The sequence below is a fragment of the Actinoplanes sp. NPDC051346 genome, assembly GCF_040682215.1.
Taxonomy (GTDB): domain Bacteria; phylum Actinomycetota; class Actinomycetes; order Mycobacteriales; family Micromonosporaceae; genus Actinoplanes.
In genome coordinates this window covers 14,232-31,097 of record NZ_JBFBAJ010000015.1, presented here as the reverse complement: position 1 = coordinate 31,097, position 16,866 = coordinate 14,232, and the positions used below count along the sequence as shown (strand labels likewise).

Below are 16,866 nucleotides of genomic sequence, written 5' to 3'. Positions count from 1 at the left end.
GTGAGCACCGGATCTTCGGCCCAGGCCTCGACCGACCTCGCGCGCACCCCCATCGATCCCGCCCTGAGCAGCCAGGACGGCGATTGGGGCGGCGCCGGTCGCGAGCGTCGTGGGTGGTTCCCGCGGCTGCGTGACACGCGCATCCGTTCCAAGCTCGCCCTTATTCTCTTCGTGCCCCTGCTCGCGGTGCTCGCGCTCGCCGCCGTGCGGCTCGTCGACGTCGGCGGTCGCGCCCTCGACGCGGGCCAGGTGGAGGGTCTGACCCGGCTGTCCACGGACGTCTCCGAGTTGACCCATCAGCTTCACCAGGAACGGATGACGGCCGCCGAATATCTGGCGGACCGGGTCGCCAAGCCGGAGAGTTACAACGCTGTCATTGCGGAGAGTGATCGGCGGATCTCGGAATACACCGTGGCGCGACGGGCGCAGGGCGAGCCGCCGGCGGCCCTGCAAGCTCGATTGACCCGGATCGATGATCATCTGCGCACTATGGACGCCACCCGGAAGAAGATCACGGATCGCGACGAGATCGCCGTCGCCGAGGCCGTGTTGCGCTACGGGGTCGTCATCACCGATCTTGTCGGCTACGGCGAGCTGCTCAGTCAGTACGCCGGGGAGGGCGCGGTCGCCGACAGCCTGCGGGCCGTCTCGGCGTTCACCCGGGCCAAGGCGGGGACCGCCGAGCAGGAGGCGGTTGCGTACGCCGCCCGAGTCGCCGGCGACACGAGCGACGAGCAGTTGTCCGTCTTCACCTCCACGCAGACCGGCCAGCAGGAGGCCCTCGAGGGCTTCGCCCTGGTCGCCACCCCCGAGCAGCAGGCCCTGGTCGACAACACGGTCGCGGGCGACGCGGTCAACCTCGCCGACCAGATCGCGACCCAGCTGGTCCGGGGCGCGGCGGTCACCCCGGGCGACATCACCCAGTCCATGGGATCCGTCGTCGACCTCATGCGCTGGGCCGAGCAGCGGCTCGAGGACCAGGCGCTGCGGCAGGCGACCGGCGAGAGCGCCGCGGTCACCCGGCAGGCCGCCATCGAAGCGGCACTGGTGCTGCTCACCCTGATCATCGCGATCGCGCTTGCGGTCGTGCTGGCCCGTTCGCTCAACCTCTCGCTGCGCAGGCTGCGCGAGGGAGCCCTCGCGGTGGCCCACCGCGACCTGCCCGAAGCCGTCGCCCGGCTGCGCGACGCCCGCAACCTGGGCGAGGGCGGCGCCGAGGACATCCTCCGCCAGGTGCGCGACCCGATCCGGCTCAGGAACCGCGACGAGGTCGGCCAGGTGGCGCAGGCCTTCAACGTGGTCCACCGGGAGGCCGTCCGGATCGCCGCCGAGCAGGCCGCACTGCGTACGAGCGTCTCGGCGATGTTCCTCAACCTGGCCCGCCGCTCGCAGAACCTGGTCGACCGCATGATCGGCGAGCTCGACCAGATCGAGCGCGGGGAAGAGGATCCGAAGCGGCTCGCTCAGCTCTTCGAACTCGACCACCTCGCGACCCGGATGCGCCGCAACGACGAGAATCTGCTCGTCCTCGCGGGAGCCGACTCCAGCGCGCCGCGGCGCGAGGACGCGCTCGTGGTCGACGCGCTGCGTGCCGCGCAGTCCGAGGTCGAGCTCTACAACCGCATCGAGTTCGGGACGGTGGACACCGACATCTCCATCGCCGCCGTCGCGGTCAACGACGTGGTGCGGCTCGTCGCGGAGCTCCTGGACAACGCCACCCGCTTCTCGCCGCCGAACTCGGTGGTGGTCGCGGACGGGCGGCGCATCCGCGACTACGTGGTCATCCAGGTCGAGGACCGGGGCCTCGGCATGTCCGAGGAGCAGATGGACGGCCTCAACCGGCGCCTGGCCCAGACGCCCGACGTCGACGTGGCTGCCTTCCGGCTCATGGGTCTCGCCGTCGTCAGCCGCCTCGCCAGCCGGTACGGCATCCGCGTCGAGCTGCGCGCCAACCTGGAGGGCGGCACGGTGGCGCAGGTCGTGCTGCCGAACAACATCGTGGTGCTGCCCGGGAGCCGGCCGGCGGACCCGCACACCCCCGGCAACCGTCAGCTCGACACCGCGCCGACCGGTTGGAACGATCCGATGCCGCTGGGCCACAGCGCCGCGGTGACGGCCACCCTGCCGGCGATCGTGCCGAACTCGGGGCGGCCGGACCTTGGGGACGGCCATCCACGAACCGACGAGGCCGACCTTCCGACGATCTCGGCGCGGCCGCAGCAGCCGGCGATCCCCGCCCATCCGCACCTGCCGCTACTGCCGTCGCAGCGCCCCGCCACGGGCGACGGCTTCCCGACGCCGAACCGGCCGGCGCTGCCCAAGCGCGGTGCCGACGACCGGCCGCCGTTGCCCACCCGGGTCGCCCAGCCGGTCGACGCCGAACCGGCGCGGACCTCGGCCTGGGACGCCGGATCCCCGACGATGGCGTACCCGACCATGCGACCGGAGGCGTCGCAGCCGCCGCCCCCCACGCTGGGGTTCGTGACTCCCGATGGCAGCGCGGCGCGGCGCCCCGCGGGCCCCGAGGCGAACGGCTGGGGAGCCGCCCTCGCCGCGATGCCGCCTCCGCCGCCGCCTCCACTGCCGACACCGCGGGAAGAGCGGCCCGAAGCCGCCCCTATCTTCCTGCAGATGCAACAGAGCTGGTTCAAGGGCCATGAAGGATCGATAACCGAGGAGTGGGGCATGCCGACTGCCGGCTTCGCCCCGCCGCCGAACTCCTCGACCGTCACATCGGCTCCGTCGGCCCCGACGTCCGTGGCTCCGCTGTCCCCGGTTCCCATGTCCCCCACGGTTCCGGTGTCTCCCGCCGTCGTGGTGCCTCAGGCATCGGCTCCGGCGGCCAGGGGAGCCGAGGCCGCCCGGCGCGGTGGCACGCGGACGGCGGAGACCGACACGGACGGTGGCGGCCAGTCCGTGCCTCGCCCTCGCAGGTCGGCGGAGGACGCCTGGCGTACGGCCGCCGACGACGGCTGGGAACGGGCGATGGCGGCGGCGGAACCCACCGTCACCGACACCACCCGATCCGGTCTACCCAAGCGGGTACCCCAGGCGCAGTTGGTGCCGGGTGGGGTCGAGAGCAACCCGCGCAACCAGACACGGCGCAGCCCGGACGAGGTACGCGGCCTCCTCTCCGCGTACCACCGGGGTGTGCAACGAGGGCGTACGGCGGGCAGCGAGGAAGCTGTCGCGGGCGCCCCTGCTCCTAAGGAGAACGGACAGTGACCAGGCCCCCCACCATGCAGGACATGGGCTGGCTGCTCAGCAACTTCGCCGACAGCGTGGCGGGCATCGCCCACGTGGTCGCGGTCTCCGCCGACGGCCTGCTCCTGGCCTCGTCGCGGGATCTGCCGACGGACCGTGCCGACCAGCTCGCGGCGATCACCTCCGGGGTGGTCAGCCTCACCGACGGTGCGTCCCGCATGTTCGACGCCGGTCAGGTGCAGCAGACGATCATCGAAATGGACAGCGGTTACCTCTTCCTCATGTCCATCAGCGACGGATCGTCGATGGCCGTACTGGCCGCCCGCAGCTGTGACGTCGGTCAGGTCGGTTATGAGATGGCGCTGCTCGTCGAGCGGGTCGGCGCCGCGCTGGTGCCGGCGCCACGGGAGGCCGTCGCCGGGCAGGTATAGGGACCGTCCCGCGGGCCGCCAAGATCCGCGGGCCGATCCCCACGACCGTCAGGGCGCGTCCGACAACAGCCGGAAGGAGGTGACCGCTCGATGGGACAGCCGCACGATCCCCGCGGCAATCTGGTCCGACCGTACGCGGTCACCCGGGGCCGGACGGAGCCGCGCCGCGAGATACCCATCGAGGCGGTTCTGGTGGCCAGCCAGGCCGCAGTTTCCGAAGCCCGGTTCGCCGGGCACGACAAGTACCGCATAGCCGTGCTGTGTGAGCCCCGGGCACAGTCTTTGGCCGAGATCGCGGCCTACAGCAGGCTCCCGCTGGGAGTCGCCCGGGTACTCGTCGCCGACATGGTCGCCGACGGGATGTTGTCGCTGCACAGCGCCGCTCCCAAGAAAGGTTTCACGGAGCGGATGGATCTGCTGGAAAGGGTGTTGAGTGGACTTCGCAAGCTCTGAGCGGGCGGGGGCGCAACCCAAGGAGATCACCTCCGCGAAGATCGTCATCGCTGGTGGCTTCGGCGTGGGCAAGACGACGCTGGTCGGCGCGGTCTCCGAGATCGAGCCCCTGACCACCGAGGCTGTGATGACCTCGGCGGGGCAGGGCATCGACGACGCGTCCAAGGTGCCGGGCAAGGAGACGACCACGGTAGCGATGGACTTCGGCCGCATCACCATGGCCGAGGACCTGATCCTGTACCTGTTCGGTACGCCGGGACAGACCCGTTTCTGGTTCATGTGGGACGAGCTGATCCGGGGTGCCGTGGGCGCGGCCGTGCTGGTGGACACCCGTCGCATCTCCGACGCCTTCGCGCCGCTCGACTATTTCGAGAATCGGCATCTGCCGTACCTGGTCGCGCTGAACCGTTTCGACGGCGCGCCCCAGTACGAGCCGGACGAGGTGCGTGAGGCGCTGGCCATCTCGCCGCGCGTGCCGTTGATCATGTGTGACGCGCGGCATCGTGACTCGGTGCGGCACGTGCTGGTGGGCGTCGTGGAGCACGCGATGCGCACGCTGGTGGCCGAGCAGGAGCGAGGCTTTCCTACTCCGGTGGGATAGGCGGGTTGTCGGCGGTGGTCCGTGCCTGGCGGACGGATCACCGCTTGCTCAGCCCGGCAGCCGGTAGCCGCGTCTGACCACGGTCTGGATCACGCCGGGCAGGCCCAGCCCGGCGCGCAGCCGTGCCACGGCCATCTCCACGGCGTGCTCGTCGGCGCCGCGCGGAAGGGTGCGAAGCAGCGCCGCGCGGGACAACACTCGGCCCGGTGCCGCGGCGAGCGCGCGCAGCACCGCCATCGGGGCCGGCGCCAGCGACCTCAGCTCACCGTCGACGATCGCGGCGTGCCCACGCAGGGTCAGGCGGTGCCCGGCGACCTCGATGGTCAGCGCCCGGTCCGGCAGTTCCGCTACGACCGTACGGACCAGGGCCCCCAGCCGAGCACGCGCCGGCGCGATCACCGGAACGTCGTGCTCGCGCAGCGGCGCGGCGGTCACCGGCCCGACGCAGGCGGCGAGCACGTCCTCGCGTAACGCCTCCAGCAGCCGCTCGGTGCTCTGACCGGCCGCACTCAGCACGGCGGTCACGGCGGGTGCCGAGGTGAAGGTCACCGCGTCCACAAGCCGGCCGGCGACGAGGTCCACCAGTCGCTGCAGCGGTGCCGGGTCGATCGGCGGCGCCCACCGGTACGCCGGCACCTCGACTACCCGCGCCCCGGCGGCGCGCAGGGCCTCCGCGGACTCCGCCTGGCTCTCGCCATGGAGGTGCATTGCCACGGTCAAGCCCGCGACGCCCCGGGAGGTGAGGTGGTCGATGACCTCCTCGGTGCTCTCGTCCTGCGGAGACCAGCGGGCGAGCGGCCCCGCGCAGTGAGTCGCGGCCCTCGCCTGCGGCCCGCGTGCCACAAGACAGGAGCGCAGCAGCATGGCGCGCAGCGGCTCGGCCATTCCCCAAGCCTCGGCCGCCGCGAGCCAGCCACGCAGGCCGACGTCGGTGCCGACCAGCACGATGTCGGGTGACGAGTCGAGGCAGGCGCGGGTGGCCGCGCGCAGTTCGGCGTCGTCGGCTGTCGGCACGATGCGCAACGCCGGTGCCAGCACGACCCGGGCGCCGCGACGCGCGAACAGGGCGGCCAGTTCGTCACGGCGGCGGTCAGACGTGACGCCGACCGTGTAACCGGACAATGACGCCGTCGGTTCCGTCAGCGCCGAGGCCGTGATCACCGACCGCCGCGTCCCTCCGGCGCGTCCCGGCGTCATCCGGCGGCCGGCCCTCCCCGGGCGCACCCGCCGCCCGCTCGGACCCTGCGGGGTGGGGACCCGGCGGCGGCGGTCCGGGTTCTCGGGCTGTGCGCGCCATTCGCCATGACCGAAGCGTGCCGGTGGGTCATTTCGGTCTCGGGTCCCATATGTTTCGGGCCCGCTAAGAGGCTTTCGTACCCTCCTGGGGCCTCGGTGGGTGGAATCACGTCACCCGCCGTCGGCGTGCCGGGGGTGACGGCCTATCCTGGGGCCGATAAGTTATGCGGTCCGTCGGCTTGACGGGCCTCCTAGCCCGTTTTGACCGCGCGCCGCGCAGGCGGGTATTGTTGCCTGCTGTTGTGCGACGGCTCCGAGCGTCCCCTTCGGGGTACGCTTGATGTTCGTGCTTGACGCAGTGCGTCGATGACGAACAAGGCGCGCGCCCCCAGACCGACGACGAGACAAGGTAATTCTGTGCGTACGTACAGCCCGAAGCCGGGTGAGATCGAGCGTCAGTGGCACATTATCGACGCTTCTGACGTCGTTCTGGGTCGCCTGGCCACCCACGCCGCCACCCTTCTGCGCGGCAAGCACAAGCCGACGTTCGCCCCGCACGTCGACACCGGCGACTTCGTGGTGATCATCAACGCGGGCAAGGTCGCGCTGACCGGCAACAAGCGGCAGACCAAGGTCGCCTACCGCCACTCGGGCTACCCCGGTGGTCTGAAGCAGGTCAACTACGAAGAGCTGCTGACCAAGCGGCCCGAGCACGCGGTCGAGCTGGCCGTCAAGGGCATGCTCCCGCACAACAAGCTCGCCCGGCAGATCATCAAGAAGCTGAAGGTCTACCCCGGCGCCGAGCACCCGCACGCCGCGCAGCAGCCGGTGCCGTTCGAAATCAAGCAGATCGCGCAGTGAGCGCGGGCGAAGGAAACAGCATGTCCGACATCGTCGAGCCCGAGGTCGTCGAGACCGTCGAGGCACCCGCTGAAGCCCCCGCGGAGACCGTGGTGGTCGTCGAGGCCGCGCCGGTCACCGTGCGCGCCCCGCGTCCGGGCGACCGTCCGATCCAGACCGTCGGCCGCCGCAAGGAGGCCATCGTCCGGGTGCGCCTCGTTCCCGGCTCCGGCAAGATCACCTGTAACGGCCGCGAGCTCGAGAACTACTTCCCGAGCAAGGTGCACCAGCAGCTCATCCGCGAGCCGCTGAACACCGCCGAGAAGGCCGAGCAGTTCGACGTGATCGCCAACCTCCGCGGCGGCGGCATCACCGGCCAGGCCGGTGCGCTGCGCCTCGGCATCGCTCGCGCGCTCATCACCAACGAGCCCGACGACCGCCCGGCGCTCAAGAAGGCCGGCTTCCTCACCCGTGACGCGCGGGTCAAGGAGAGCAAGAAGTACGGTCTCAAGAAGGCCCGTAAGGCCCCGCAGTACTCGAAGCGCTGATCGCAGCGCTCGCCTTGCACGACGTCTGACCGAACGGCCGGGTCCGCCCCCACGCGTGGGGCGCGCCCGGCCGTTTCGCATTTCCCTGCCCGAACAACGCACCGGTCGGCCTTTACTGATAGAGACAGACCGGCGAAAGGAACGATCGCCATGGGGCGACTCTTCGGCACGGACGGCGTACGCGGCCTGGCAAACGGTGACCTCCTCACTCCGGAGTTGGCGCTCTCGGTCGCGGTCGCGGCCGCCCGGGTGCTCATCGAGAGTGACCGGAGCCACCAGCCGCTCGCGATCGTCGGTCGGGACCCGCGGGCCAGCGGCGAGATGCTCGAGGCGGCGGTGGTGGCGGGCCTGACCAGCGCGGGCGCCAACGTCGTCCGGGTCGGTGTGCTGCCCACCCCGGCGGTCGCCTATCTGGTCGGACAGGCTCAGGCGGACCTTGGGGTGATGCTCTCCGCCTCGCACAACCCGATGCCGGACAACGGGATCAAGCTGTTCGCCCCCGGCGGCCAGAAGCTGCCGGACGAGCTCGAGGGGCGGATCGAGGCGGCGATCGAGGACGGGCACGGGCTCGTGGGTCGCCCCACCGGCGCCGGCGTGGGACGCGTGCACGACCTGCTGGACGGGGCGGAGCACTACGTGAAGCACCTCGTCGCCGCGACGCCGCACAGTCTGGCGGGCGTCAAGGTGGTCGTCGACTGCGCGAACGGCGCGGCCAGCGACGTCGGCCCCACCGCGTACGAGCAGGCGGGTGCCGAGGTCATCGCCATCCACGCCGACCCCGACGGCCTCAACATCAACGACAACTGCGGCTCCACCCACCTGGAGTCGCTGCGCGAGACGGTGATCCGCGAGGGCGCCGACCTCGGCCTGGCCCACGACGGCGACGCCGACCGCTGCCTGGCCGTGACGGCGACCGGCGAGGTCGTCGACGGCGACGAGATCATGGCGATCCTGGCGCTGGCGATGCGCGAGGCGGGCACGCTCACCGAGAACACGCTCGTCGCCACGGTGATGAGCAACCTCGGCCTGCGGCTGGCGATGAAGCAGGCCGGGATCCGCCTGCTCGAGACGAAGGTCGGCGACCGCTACGTGCTCGAGGAGCTGACCGCGGGCAACCTCGCCCTCGGCGGCGAGCAGAGCGGCCACATCGTCATGCCGGCGTACGCGACGACCGGCGACGGCGTTCTGACCGGCCTGCACCTGATGGCGACGATGGCGTCCACGGGCAAGTCCCTGGCGGACCTGGCGGCGGTGATGCACAAGCTCCCGCAGGTGCTGATCAACGTGCCGGTCAAGGATCGCGAGGCGGGCGCCCAGGCGCCGGCCGTGCAGGCGGCGGTGGCGCTGGCGGAGAACGAGTTGGGCGAGACCGGGCGGGTGCTGCTGCGCCCGTCGGGCACGGAGCCGCTCGTCCGGGTGATGGTCGAGGCGGAGACGCAGGAGCAGGCCCGTACGGTCGCCGAGCGGGTCGCCGACGAGGTCCGGGCCGCGAGCCCGGCCTAAAGATCCGGCCCGAGGGCCCGGCCGACTCTGTCGCTCCGGGCTCTCCGGGCTCTCCGGGTCGCTCCGGGTCGCTCCGGGTCGCTCCGGGCTCTCCGGGTCGCTCCGGTCGCTCCGGTCGCTCCGGTCGCTCCGGGCTCTCAGGCGAGGGTGCGCAGGCGCCGAGCGGCCTCGTCGATCACTTCCTCGCGCTTGCAGAAGGCGAAGCGGATCAAGTGGCGGCCCTGATCCTGGTGGTCGTAGAAGACCTGGGTGGGCACCGCCACGACGCCGCAACGCTCCGGAAGGGCACGGCAGAAGTCGACCCCGTCGCTTCCGCCGAGCGGTGTGATATCGGCGGTCACGAAGTAGGTCCCCGCGGGTGGTAGCACGCCGAAGCCGGCGTCTGTCAGCCCCGCGATCAGCCGGTCCCGGCGGGCCTGGAGCCCGTCGCGGAACGCGGTGAAGTAGGCATCCGGGAGTGCGAGTGCCACCGCCACGGCCGGCTGCAGCGGACCGGCGTTGACGAACGTCAGGAACTGCTTGACCCGGAGCACGGCGGAGACCAGTGCCGCGGGGCCGGTAGCCCAACCGACCTTCCAGCCGGTGCAGGAGAAGGTCTTGCCCGCCGACGAGATCCGCAGCGTGCGCTCGCGCATGCCGGGCAACGAGGCCAGCGGCACGTGCGGCGAGCCGGCGTCGGTGAAGACGAGGTGCTCGTAGACCTCGTCCGTCACGGCGTACACGTCGTGTTCCTGGCAAAGCTGCGCGACCAGCGCCAACTCTTGCGGCGTAAAGACCTTGCCCGTCGGGTTGTGTGGCGTGTTGAGCAGCACGAGGCGGGTCCGGGGTCCGAAGGCGGCGCGCAGTTCGCCCTCGTCGAACTCGTAGCGGCCGTCGGCGCCGGGGCGCAGCGTCACCGGCCGCCGGACCGCACCGGCCAGCGTGATCGACGCGGCGTACGAGTCGTAGTACGGCTCGAAGCACACCACCTCGTCGCCGGCCTCACACAGCGCCAGGATGGTCGCGGCGATCGCCTCGGTGGCCCCGGCGGTGACCGCGACCTCGGTGTCCGGGTCGCGGGCGAGTCCCCAGAACCGTTCCTCGTGGGCGGCCACGGCCTGCCTCAGCGCCGGGATGCCCGCGAGCGGCGGGTACTGGTTGGCGCCGGATCGTAGAGCCTCCGCGGCCGCCGCCAGCATCTGCGGCGGGCCGTCGGTGTCGGGGAATCCCTGCCCCAGGTTGACGGAGCCGGTCCGCAGGGCGAGCGCGGACATCTCGGAGAAGATGGTCGTGCCGAAGGGGCGCATGCGGCCAACGAGCGGGTCCGCCGAGGTCGTCGTCACGCCCGTCAGCCTACGACCCACCGCTAGAAGATCACTTTGTTGCAGGCGGCGGTGACGAAGGTGCCGCTGCTCGTCTTCTCGGCGACCTCCTCGCCGTCGACCGTCGCGCTGCAGGTGACCGAGCCGTCGGAGGTGTTGCCGCGGACGGCGACCACCGAGACCAGCGACGTACCGCGCAGGGTCACCTTCTTGCGCCAGGGCAGGGAGGCGTTGTGCACCCGCTTGGGCTCCTTGCCCAGCTCGACCAGGTAGAAGATGTCGACCGGGCCGTCGCCGGTCACCTCGTACTCCACCTCGATCTTCTTGTTGTTGCCCGGCAGCTTCGGCAGGTCGGTCGGGAGCTCCGGCAGGTCGGTGGGCAGATCCGGCAGGTCGGTCGGCAGCGCCGGAACCTCGGTCGGCACCTTCGGCACCTTCGGCACCTTCGGCAGCTCGGTCGGGAGCGAGTTGATCGTGTCCTTGGCCTTGTCGGTGGCCCGGATGACCAGCAGGACCCCCGAGGTGATCCCGCCGGCACAGAGCAACAGCGTGACCGCGACGAGGACCACGACCAGCGGTGTGTTGCTGCGCTTGGGCGGGGGCGGGGGAGGAGCGCCGTAGCCGGGAGGCGGCCCGTATCCGGGCGGGGAGCCGTATCCCCCGGGCGGCGGGTATTCCGGCTGGGAGTACTCCGGCGGGGAGTACTGCGGCTGGCTGACCGCCGGAAACAGCGAGGTCGGCGGATAGCCGTCCGGTGGCGCGCTGGCCGGCGTCTCGGGCAGCGAGGCGTAGCCGGGCTGGTATTGCGGCACAGCGGGCGATGGGGGCGACATGGCCGGTGGCGCGCTGTGCGGCCCCGCGGGCGGGTATTGCAGCGCGGTGGGGGCCTCGTCGGGCGATCCCGCGGTCGGCGGTTCCAGGGGCTGCGCCGCGAGCGGGTCGCCGGTCGGAGATGACCAGGGCTGACCCGACGGCGGCTCCTCCGGCGGGAGCGGGCGCGTGGGATCCGAGGGCGGCGGTGGGTAGCTCAATCGTCACTCCAGAGCAGGTGTCTGGCCGACGACGGTACGCCTCCGGCGCCAGAAAAGGATCACCCGGTCGTGTCGGGGTCGGCCCTGACCTGGACACGAGGCGGACCACGCCTGACCGAACGGCTGTTTCAATCACGTACGATGCGCGAAAGTATGCCGCTCGAGCAGCGCCCATGAGCGAAGGTCCGCTAGGCTGCCCCGCATGTGTGGGATCGTGGGTTACGTAGGGAATCGTCCGGCCCTGAGTATCGTTCTCGATGGTCTTCGGCGGCTGGAATACCGCGGGTACGACTCCGCGGGCATCGCCGTCATCGACAATGGCGAGGTTCAGACCGAGAAGCGTGCCGGCAAGCTGGCGAACCTGGAGAAGGCGCTCGCCGAGCGCGCGGGCGACGGCATCGCCGCCGGCCGGACCGGCATCGGGCACACCCGGTGGGCCACACACGGCGGCCCGACCGACCGTAACGCACACCCGCACCTTTCCGCCGACGGCCGGGTCGCCGTCATCCACAACGGCATCATCGAGAACTTCGCCCGGCTGCGCGCCGAACTCGAGGCCGGTGGCGTCGAGTTCCGCAGCGACACCGACACCGAGTGCGCGGCGCACCTGCTCGCCTCGGAGATGCGTGCGCTGCGCGAGGCCGGTGCGGAGGGTGGCCCGGCGCTGCTCGCCGAGGGCATGCGGCGCGTCGTGCGACGGCTGGAGGGAGCCTTCACGCTGCTCGCGGTCGACGTCGAGGTGCCCGACGCGGTGGTCGCCGCCCGGCGCAACTCGCCGCTCGTGGTCGGCCGCGGCGACGGGGAGAACTTCCTGGCCAGCGACGTCTCGGCGTTCATCGAGCACACTCGGGAAGCGGTCGAGCTCGGTCAGGACCAGGTCGTGCTGATCACCCCGGCGGGCATCGAGATCACCGACTTCGACGGCGTCCCGGCGACCGGGCAGGAATTCCACGTCGACTGGGACCTGTCCGCCGCCGAGAAGGGCGGCTACGAGTACTTCATGCTCAAGGAGATCGCCGAGCAGCCGCAGGCCATCGCGGACACCCTGCTCGGCCGGCTGAGCGAGCGCGGCGAGATCATCCTCGACGAGGTCCGGCTCACCGACCAGGACCTGCGCGACGTGGACAAGGTGTTCATCGTGGCCTGCGGCACGTCGTACCACGCCGGGATGGTCGCCAAGTACGCCATCGAGCACTGGGTGCGGATCCCCTGCGAGGTGGAGCTGGCCAGTGAGTTCCGTTACCGCGACCCGATCCTGGACCGCTCCACCCTGGTCATCGTGATCAGCCAGTCCGGCGAGACGATGGATACCCTGATGGCGCTGCGGCACGCCAAGGAGCAGAAGGCCCGGGTGCTCGCCATCTGCAACTCCAACGGCTCCACCATCCCGCGCGAGTCCGACGCGGTCCTCTACACCCACGGCGGGCCGGAGATCGCGGTCGCCTCCACCAAGGCGTTCCTCACCCAACTGGTCGCCTGTTACCTGATTGGCCTGCACCTGGCCCAGATCCGCGGCGTGATGTACGCCGACGAGGTCGCCGCCGTGGTCGAGAAGCTCCAGGCCACCCCGGACAGCCTGCGCACGCTGCTGGACCGGATGGAGGACGTCCGGGCCCTCGGCCGCGATCTGCGGACCGCCTCGACGGTCCTCTTCATCGGCCGGCACGTCGGCTTCCCGGTGGCTCTGGAGGGCGCGCTCAAGCTCAAGGAACTCGCCTACATGCACGCCGAGGGCTTCGCGGCAGGCGAGCTCAAGCACGGCCCGATCTCGCTGATCGACGAGGGCACCCCGGTGGTCTGCGTGGTGCCGTCGCCTGCCGGTCGGGGCGTGATGCGCGACAAGGTGGTCTCCAACATCCAGGAGGTCCGCGCCCGTGGCGCCCGGACCATCGTGATCGCGGAGGAGGGCGACGAGGACGTCCGGGCGTTCGCCGATCACCTGATCCTGGTGCCGCCGACGCCCACCCTGCTCGCGCCGCTGATGACCACTGTGCCGCTGCAGATCCTCGCCTGCGAGATCGCCGCCGCCCGCGGTCACGACGTCGACCAGCCGCGCAACCTGGCCAAGTCCGTCACCGTGGAATGACATCGGTCCGTCCCAGGGCGATGTTCGCGAGCGCGTCGAGCGCCGGGCTGCCATCGGTGAAATAGCCGAGGTGCCCGGCGTCGGCGGGGCTCGGAAACGTCCGGGCGCCGAAGGACGGGTCGGCGGGGTTCCGGCCGAAATACAGGTCGTCCTCCGGCCGGCCGAACGCGAGCAGAGCCCCCGCCGGCCGGACCTGGGCGGAGAGCAGATCCTCCGCCAGGCCGCGCGGCGAGACCGCCGCCCATTGGATGACATCCGTGCGGGACGTCGTGGCCCAGACCTCGCCGGTGGGTATGTGCAGGTCCGCCGCGGAATCCACGCCGACTCCCGGTGAGCCGACGAGGACCACGCTGTCGGCGGCGAGCCCGGGCCGGTCCGCGGCGGCACCGACCACCAGCGACCCGTAGCTGTGTCCCAACACGGTGTGCCGGGCGGGCGGACCCTCGTGGGTGGCGCGCAGCCCGTCTTGGAAACGTCGCAGGGTGGGGGCTCCGGCATCGGAGTGCGACCGGCTCGCCGCCTCGCCGAGGAAGTCGGGGGCGTCATAGCCCAGCCACATGATCGCGCTGGTGGCCTCGCCGGGTGCCAGCTCGCCCGCACGGACCGCGATCCGTTCCGCGCGGGCCAGCTCGCCGCCGAACGACGCCAGGTCGGCCGTCATTCCGGGCACCTGGGTGAGCACGTTCCGCGCCCGGTCAGGGTCGCCCAGGGCGACCATCGCGCGTCCCTCACCGGCGGGATCGATCCGCAAGAGGTAGGCCCGGGGACCGTCGCCGTCCGCCAGCCGCTCCGGGAGCGTGCCGTCGACGTGCATCCTGTCGAGCAGCAGCCGGTTGGCGCGGTCGCGGGCGGCGGCCGGAACCCCGTCGAGCGACCCGATCCATCCCGGCTCGGTGGCCAGCAGCCACTCGCGGTGCTCCGGCCCGAGGCCAGCCCACCAGCGGCCCACCTCGGCGGGCGTCGCCGTGCAGGCCGGTGGATCGGCGCCCGGCGGCGAGGCCGGGATCAGGAACAATCCGCGCAGCAACGCGCTCGCTGTCGCGTCCGCCGCCGCGGCGGCCCGCATGTCGTCGCCCGATCTGGCCCGGATCAGCGCGGCGGCGAACTCGCTCAGTGCCTGATCGGCGGCCCAGCAGCCGAGCCGGAAGAGATCCAGCAGGCGTTGCAGCCGGGCCAGCCTGGCGCTGACCGCCTCGGCCGCCGCACCGCGCCAGACCGTCCGCACCGTCGTCGCGCAGTGCCGCACCTCGGCGGCCCAGCGCCCGGCCGCCGAGGCCAAGGACCGCCACGCGCACGCGGCCGCGGCCCAGTGGCCCGGATCGGTCGCCCGCAGCACTGTCACCGGACGCCCCGAAGGCGTGCGGCGACCCGATCGTCGGCCGCCTCGTAGTCGCGGACGACACCTTCGGCCGAGCGCCCCATGATGATGAGGTCGTCCGCTATCGCCGCCAGGGTTCGTCGCGCGGCCTCCGCGGCGACCGCACCCGCGTCGGTGGCCGACCAGTGCGGACCCGGCACCGGCGGCAGCGGATCGGAGCGCAGCTGGCCGCCCGCTGTCGTCAGCGCCGCGGCCCAGGCGCGCACGCCCTCGGTGTCGACCTCGAAATCCGGCGTCATCGGCAACCTCCATCGGCAACGTCCCGGCCCTCCGATGGGCTCGGGACGACGACGCTAGGGAATCGGCCGGCCGGCCGTGGGCGGCCTGTGGACAACCGTCCGCCCGAGACCGCGTTTGTGGACAACCGGCTTGGATAGGGTTGGCCGTGTGATCGTGTCTGTCGGGATCGACGTGGTGCTGGTCGAACGGTTCGCCCGAGCGCTGGAACGGACGCCGCTGCTCGCGGACCGCCTCTTCACCGATGCGGAGCGGGCGACGCCGTCCGGCAACCCGCGGTCGCCGGAGTCGCTGGCCGCGCGGTTCGCGGCCAAGGAAGCGGTGGCCAAGGCCCTCGGCGCCCCCGCGGGGTTGCGCTGGCACGACTGTGAGATCGTCTCGGATCCGGACGGCAGGCCGTGGCTGACGGTCTCCGGTACGGTCGCGGCGGTGGCGGTCGAGCGAGGCGTCAACCGGTGGCACCTGTCGCTGTCTCACGACGGCGGCATCGCCTCGGCCATGGTGGTCGCCGAGGCCTGAGACGACACGGGAGCGCGGATGCGGCAGGCATGGCGGGTCACGGACGTACGCTCGGCGGAGAAAGCCCTGATGGCGACCCTGCCCGACGGTTCCCTCATGCAGCGTGCCGCGGCGGGTCTGGCGCGCCGGTGCGCGCTGCTGCTGCACGAGAGCGGCGGCGTCTACGGCGCGACGGTCGTGCTCCTCGTCGGTAGCGGCGACAACGGCGGCGACACCCTTTTCGCGGGCGCCCGACTAGCCACGCGCGGCGCCGCGGTGCGAGCCGTTCTTCTCCGCCCCGACCGCGTCCACCACGCCGGCCTCGCCGCGCTGCGCCGAGCCGGCGGCCGTACGGTCAGCGATCTGCCGGATCGGGCCGACCTCGTCGTCGACGGCATCGTCGGCATCGGGGCGAGCGGCGGTCTGCGACCTCCCGCGGCGGCCCTGGTCGCTCGTCTCGGCACCCTGCGCGCGAGGGACGGCGCGCGGCCTCCCATCGTGGCGGTGGACGTGCCGAGCGGGGTCGTGGTGGACACCGGCGACGTGCCGGGTCCCGCGGTGCATGCCGATGTCACGGTGACTTTCGGATGTCTCAAGCCCGCGCACGTCGTGGGTCCCGCCGCGGCCCTCGCGGGCCACGTCGACCTGGTGGATATCGGCCTGGGTGCGACGCTGCACGCCACCGCAGCAGTACGCGTCCCCGACGCGTCCGACGTCGTCTCGTGGTGGCCCCGGCCGAGCGCCGCCTCGGACAAGTACAGCCGCGGGGTGGTCGGCGTGGCTACCGGCTCGGCGACGTACCCGGGCGCGGCGGTGCTGTCGGTCGCCGGCGCGCTGGCCGGTCCGACCGGCCTGGTGCGTTACGCGGGCAGCGCGGGCGGGGAGGTCCTCCGCGAGCACCCTTCGGTGATCGTCGCCGAGCGCGTCGCCGACGCCGGTCGGGTGCAGGCTTGGGTGTGCGGCTCCGGGCTCGGGACCGGCGACGACGCGCGTACGGAGCTACGCAGCGTTCTCGCCGGCTCCTTGCCCGTCCTGCTCGACGCCGACGCGCTGACGTTGCTGGTCGACGGGAAGCACGCGGCCGACCTGCGGCGGGACGCACCGCTGGTGATCACGCCCCATGACCGCGAATTCGCCCGACTGGCCGGGGAGGCGCCGGGCACCGACCGGGTGGGTGCCGCCTGCCGGCTCGCCGCCTGGATGAACGCGGTCGTCCTGCTGAAGGGGGACCGCACCATCGTGGCGACGCCCTCCGGGGAGGTCTGGGCCAATTCCACCGGCACCCCCGACCTGGCAACCGCCGGATCGGGTGACGTGCTGGCCGGATTGTTGGGGTCACTGCTCGCCGCGGGGTTGCCCGCCGAGAGGGCGGCCGTGGCCGCGGCGTACGTGCACGGCCTGGCCGGGCGCAGGGCCGGGACCGGCGGTCCGGTGACGGCCTCCGACGTGGCCGCCGCGTTGCGTCCCGTCCTGGCGGACCTGCTGTGACACGGTTCTGTCGGACCCGGTCAGTAGGCTG

General features: G+C 72.0%; 15 protein-coding genes. 10 read left to right on the top strand and 5 right to left on the bottom strand.

What is annotated here, in order from left to right; genetic code table 11:
• The first annotated feature begins 63 nt into the window (after positions 1-63).
• From AB0M36_RS30855 to AB0M36_RS30840, 4 genes are all read left to right on the top strand, one after another.
• A complete protein-coding gene (locus tag AB0M36_RS30855; RefSeq protein ID WP_364164937.1) occupies positions 64-3,225 on the top strand; it encodes a nitrate- and nitrite sensing domain-containing protein in 3,162 nt (1,053 codons plus the stop codon).
• Positions 3,222-3,635, top strand: coding sequence for a roadblock/LC7 domain-containing protein (locus tag AB0M36_RS30850; protein ID WP_364164623.1), 414 nt, complete (start codon positions 3,222-3,224; stop codon positions 3,633-3,635). Before AB0M36_RS30855 ends, AB0M36_RS30850 begins: the two co-directional genes overlap by 4 nt.
• Before the next feature lie 90 nt (positions 3,636-3,725).
• Complete coding sequence (locus tag AB0M36_RS30845) at positions 3,726-4,088, top strand: DUF742 domain-containing protein (RefSeq protein WP_364164620.1); 363 nt, start codon at positions 3,726-3,728, stop codon at positions 4,086-4,088.
• Positions 4,069-4,689: an ATP/GTP-binding protein gene (locus AB0M36_RS30840; protein WP_364164618.1), complete on the top strand. Its 621-nt coding sequence runs from the start codon at positions 4,069-4,071 to the stop codon at positions 4,687-4,689. The genes AB0M36_RS30845 and AB0M36_RS30840 overlap by 20 nt, the downstream gene beginning before the upstream one ends.
• Before the next feature lie 48 nt (positions 4,690-4,737).
• On the opposite strand, the gene AB0M36_RS30835 is transcribed toward AB0M36_RS30840, so the two are convergent.
• Positions 4,738-5,850 (bottom strand): uroporphyrinogen-III synthase, encoded by a 1,113-nt coding sequence (locus tag AB0M36_RS30835; protein ID WP_364164616.1) that lies wholly within the window; start codon positions 5,848-5,850, stop codon positions 4,738-4,740.
• A gap of 492 nt (positions 5,851-6,342) precedes the next feature.
• Here AB0M36_RS30835 and rplM point away from each other — a divergent pair, with 492 nt between their 5' ends.
• From rplM to glmM, 3 genes are all read left to right on the top strand, one after another.
• Positions 6,343-6,786 (top strand): 50S ribosomal protein L13, encoded by a 444-nt coding sequence (rplM, locus tag AB0M36_RS30830; RefSeq protein WP_364164613.1) that lies wholly within the window; start codon positions 6,343-6,345, stop codon positions 6,784-6,786.
• Between the two features lie 20 nt (positions 6,787-6,806).
• Positions 6,807-7,313 carry a 30S ribosomal protein S9 gene (gene rpsI, locus AB0M36_RS30825; protein ID WP_364164610.1) on the top strand — a complete coding sequence of 169 codons (507 nt, stop codon included), beginning with the start codon at positions 6,807-6,809 and terminating at the stop codon, positions 7,311-7,313.
• A 150-nt stretch (positions 7,314-7,463) separates the two neighbouring features.
• A complete protein-coding gene (gene glmM / locus AB0M36_RS30820) occupies positions 7,464-8,816 on the top strand; it encodes a phosphoglucosamine mutase (RefSeq protein ID WP_364164607.1) in 1,353 nt (450 codons plus the stop codon).
• A gap of 137 nt (positions 8,817-8,953) precedes the next feature.
• Here the strand turns inward: glmM and AB0M36_RS30815 are convergent, their stop codons facing one another.
• Both AB0M36_RS30815 and AB0M36_RS30810 read right to left on the bottom strand, forming a co-directional pair.
• A complete protein-coding gene (locus AB0M36_RS30815; RefSeq protein WP_364164604.1) occupies positions 8,954-10,138 on the bottom strand; it encodes a pyridoxal phosphate-dependent aminotransferase in 1,185 nt (394 codons plus the stop codon).
• Between the two features lie 23 nt (positions 10,139-10,161).
• On the bottom strand, positions 10,162-11,148 hold the full coding sequence (locus AB0M36_RS30810; protein WP_364164601.1) for an MmpS family transport accessory protein: 987 nt from the start codon (positions 11,146-11,148) through the stop codon (positions 10,162-10,164).
• Between the two features lie 202 nt (positions 11,149-11,350).
• Here AB0M36_RS30810 and glmS point away from each other — a divergent pair, with 202 nt between their 5' ends.
• Positions 11,351-13,234 (top strand): glutamine--fructose-6-phosphate transaminase (isomerizing), encoded by a 1,884-nt coding sequence (gene glmS, locus AB0M36_RS30805; protein WP_364164598.1) that lies wholly within the window; start codon positions 11,351-11,353, stop codon positions 13,232-13,234.
• Here the strand turns inward: glmS and AB0M36_RS30800 are convergent.
• Both AB0M36_RS30800 and AB0M36_RS30795 read right to left on the bottom strand, forming a co-directional pair.
• Entirely contained in the window at positions 13,221-14,576 is a 1,356-nt protein-coding gene (locus AB0M36_RS30800) for an alpha/beta hydrolase (protein WP_364164595.1), read from the bottom strand. The two genes, glmS and AB0M36_RS30800, sit on opposite strands and share 14 nt — an antisense overlap.
• Complete coding sequence (locus AB0M36_RS30795) at positions 14,573-14,851, bottom strand: hypothetical protein (protein WP_364164592.1); 279 nt, start codon at positions 14,849-14,851, stop codon at positions 14,573-14,575. The genes AB0M36_RS30800 and AB0M36_RS30795 overlap by 4 nt, the downstream gene beginning before the upstream one ends.
• Before the next feature lie 148 nt (positions 14,852-14,999).
• On the opposite strand from AB0M36_RS30795, the gene AB0M36_RS30790 reads away from it, so the two are divergent.
• Positions 15,000-15,368 carry a holo-ACP synthase gene (locus AB0M36_RS30790; protein WP_364164589.1) on the top strand — a complete coding sequence of 123 codons (369 nt, stop codon included), beginning with the start codon at positions 15,000-15,002 and terminating at the stop codon, positions 15,366-15,368.
• Positions 15,369-15,386: 18 nt separating this feature from the next.
• Positions 15,387-16,835: an NAD(P)H-hydrate dehydratase gene (locus AB0M36_RS30785; protein WP_364164586.1), complete on the top strand. Its 1,449-nt coding sequence runs from the start codon at positions 15,387-15,389 to the stop codon at positions 16,833-16,835.
• Positions 16,836-16,866 lie beyond the last annotated feature (31 nt).